This is a genomic window from Frankia sp. R82, from assembly GCF_023716925.1.
Taxonomy (GTDB): domain Bacteria; phylum Actinomycetota; class Actinomycetes; order Frankiales; family Frankiaceae; genus Frankia.
Genome location: NZ_JAMQQG010000125.1, coordinates 1 through 2,545, shown reverse-complemented (window position 1 = coordinate 2,545; position 2,545 = coordinate 1). Strand labels below are relative to the sequence as shown.

At 75.5% G+C, this 2,545-nt stretch carries 1 protein-coding gene and 1 pseudogene; both read left to right on the top strand.

Going from position 1 to position 2,545, the window contains the following annotated elements:
• The coding region (locus ND747_RS16055; protein WP_251734424.1) for a hypothetical protein at nucleotides 1–1,740 on the top strand (1,740 nt) is incomplete at its 5' end.
• A 494-nt stretch (nucleotides 1,741–2,234) separates the two neighbouring features.
• Nucleotides 2,235–2,545 (top strand): annotated as a pseudogene (locus ND747_RS16050) (hypothetical protein); the annotation flags it as partial.

The following is a 2,545-nucleotide window of genomic DNA, read 5'->3' as shown; positions in this document are numbered from 1 at the left end:
GCCTATGCGTGTGGCGCGGCGACCCTGACGGCCACGGCCGCCGCCCTGCTGCGGGGGGCGCGCACCGGCAGCCGGGCGGCGCTGCTCGTCGGTGGCGCCGGAACCGGGTTCGTCCTGCTGCTGCGGCCGTATGACGCGGTGCTGCTGCTCGCTCCAGTGGCGGTCTTCGCGGTGGTTCGGCTGCGCCGCACGCCCCGGGTGGCCGTGCGGCGCACCGGCTGGGTGTTGCTGGGCCTGGCACCGTTCGTCGTCGTGCTGCTCGCCTACTGCGCGTGCGTGACGGGTTCACCGTTGCGCATGCCGCTGTCGGCCTCCGACCCGCTGGACCGGTTCGGGTTCGGCCCGCGGCGCATCCTGCCGTCCGAGCCGACGTTCGCCTTCGGCCGCCGGCTGGCGGTGAAGGCCACCTGGCAGACCGTGCGCGCCGCGCCGAGCTGGCTGTTCGGCGGCCCGTTGCTGGTGGCGTGCGCCGCCGTCGGGGTGCTCGCCCGACCGCGACGGGCGCAGCGGCTGCTGCTGGTCGCGATGACCACGCTGGTCGTCGGCGGCTACGTGTTCTGGTGGGGGACCGCGTTCGCCCTGCCGGGAGTGCGCGACGGCATCGGCCCGCACTACCACCTCGCCGCGGTCGCCCCGGTGGTCATCCTCGCCGCGGACGGCGCCCGGCGGTTGTGGTCGCTGGCCGCCGCCGCGTTGCGCCGACGCACGCAGACCCGGTCCACCCGCGTTCGTTACCTGGCCCGGACGGGGCAGGCCGGGATCACCCTGGTGGCCGTGGCCGTGGCGCTCGCCTGCACCCTGGCGCCGCTGCCGGCGAAGCTGCGCGGCCAGCACTGGGTCAACGACCACGACGCCCTGCTCCACGCCCTGCTACCCGACCGGCTCCCCGGGCCCGCCGTCATCGTGGTTACTCCGGACCAACCCAGTCGCTACACCCAGGTGCCGTACCACATCCTGCGCAACGATCCCCAGCTGCACGACCGGGTTCTCTACGCCGCCGATCTCGGCCCCCGCACCGCCACCCTCGGTGACCAGCTGCCCGGGCGGGCCCTGTACCGACTGCGCCCGGGGGAGATCGTCGACCCGGCCGCGTTCGCCAGCTACGTCGGCTCCTTCACCGCCCTGCACCAGATCCGCGGTGGACGGCTGCGTCTGGACGTCACCCTGCCCACCACCGGACCCGTCCTGCCCCCCGCGGGCCAGCTCCCTGCGGGTCTCCCTGCTTCGGGCCAGTCGGGTCCGGGCGAGCGGGCTGGCCCGGGTCAGCAGAATGGCCCGGGCCAGCAGGGTGCTCCGGGTCAGCAGGGTGTTCCGGGCCAGCAGGGTGTTCCGGGCCAGCGGAATGGTCCGGGTCAGCGGGGTGCGTCGGTGTACGTGCGGGTCGGATCGGCGGTGTCGGGGACGCGTGCTGCCATGGTGGATGCGGGCCATGGTGCCGGCCCGGTGCTGTCGGTGGTGCTCACCACCGGGCCGGCCGGCCCCGGGGAGATCGCGGTGAGCGACGCGGACCTGCCCACAGACGTCGTCGTCGGATTGACCGTGCCCGGCCCGGATGGTGTCTCCGGCTGGGAGGAGCACATCCCGCTGGCCCGCCGGGCCGGAACCGGTGAGCTGACCATGCTGGCCCCCGGGACGGGCTGGCGCTGGGTGCCCGCGCGTGCGCGGCAGGGCTGGCTGCCCGCCCGGGTGGCCCAGGCCCTGACCGTCGCCGTCACGGCCGTGGCGCCGGACATCCCCTGAGCTGACATCCGCTGCGCCGGACCCCCTGAACGGGCCAGGTGAGCGCTCACTCCTAGTGGCCGGTTTCGCGGTGGCCGCGATCACCTGCGCCACCACCAACGGGGCGGGGCGGTCCAGCCCCGAATGCTGGCCCCACCGGGCGGGGCGGCCCCGGCACCGGACTACCGCGCGCCGGGCGGGTGTGACTGTCGCCCGGCCCGTGCGGATCCGCGATACCCACCATGACCTGCAGCGCAGCGCAGCGCCCTGGGCGGGGCGGAACATCCGGGGTGCCCAGGTGGGCTCCGGCGCAGGCTCGGTGCGGCGATGGCGACGACGTCCGGTGGGACCGGTGGGCATCCCCCGCCGGGACCCTCGGACCGTCCCCGGCCCGGCCCGATCGGGCCCCGACCCCTCACCGCTATGTCCGGCTCGCACCTAACGTTCACCATTGTGCGGGTCCTTCGGGCGGCTACGGCCGCGATCGTGATCGTTGCCGGCCTGCTGTCCGCCGGGTGCAGCGCCGACAGCGGCGGGCCACTGTCCGCGAGCGCCCTGCGGGCGGACCGGTCCCCGGTACCCGCCACGGCGGTCACCCCGCCCGGCGGGCCCGCGGCGGCGGCCGGGCCAGTGCCATCCGCGGAACCGCTTCCGTCGGCAGGGTTGCTCCCGTCGGCAGAGGTGCTCCCGTTGGCAGGGTCCCTGCCGTCGGCGGAGTCACCCTCGTCGGCGGAGCCCTTCCCCGCGGACCGGTCGACGGCGGCAAACAGGTCAAGGTCACCGGTACCGCGGACATCCCGGGCTTCGGCTCGCAGCAGATCGGCGG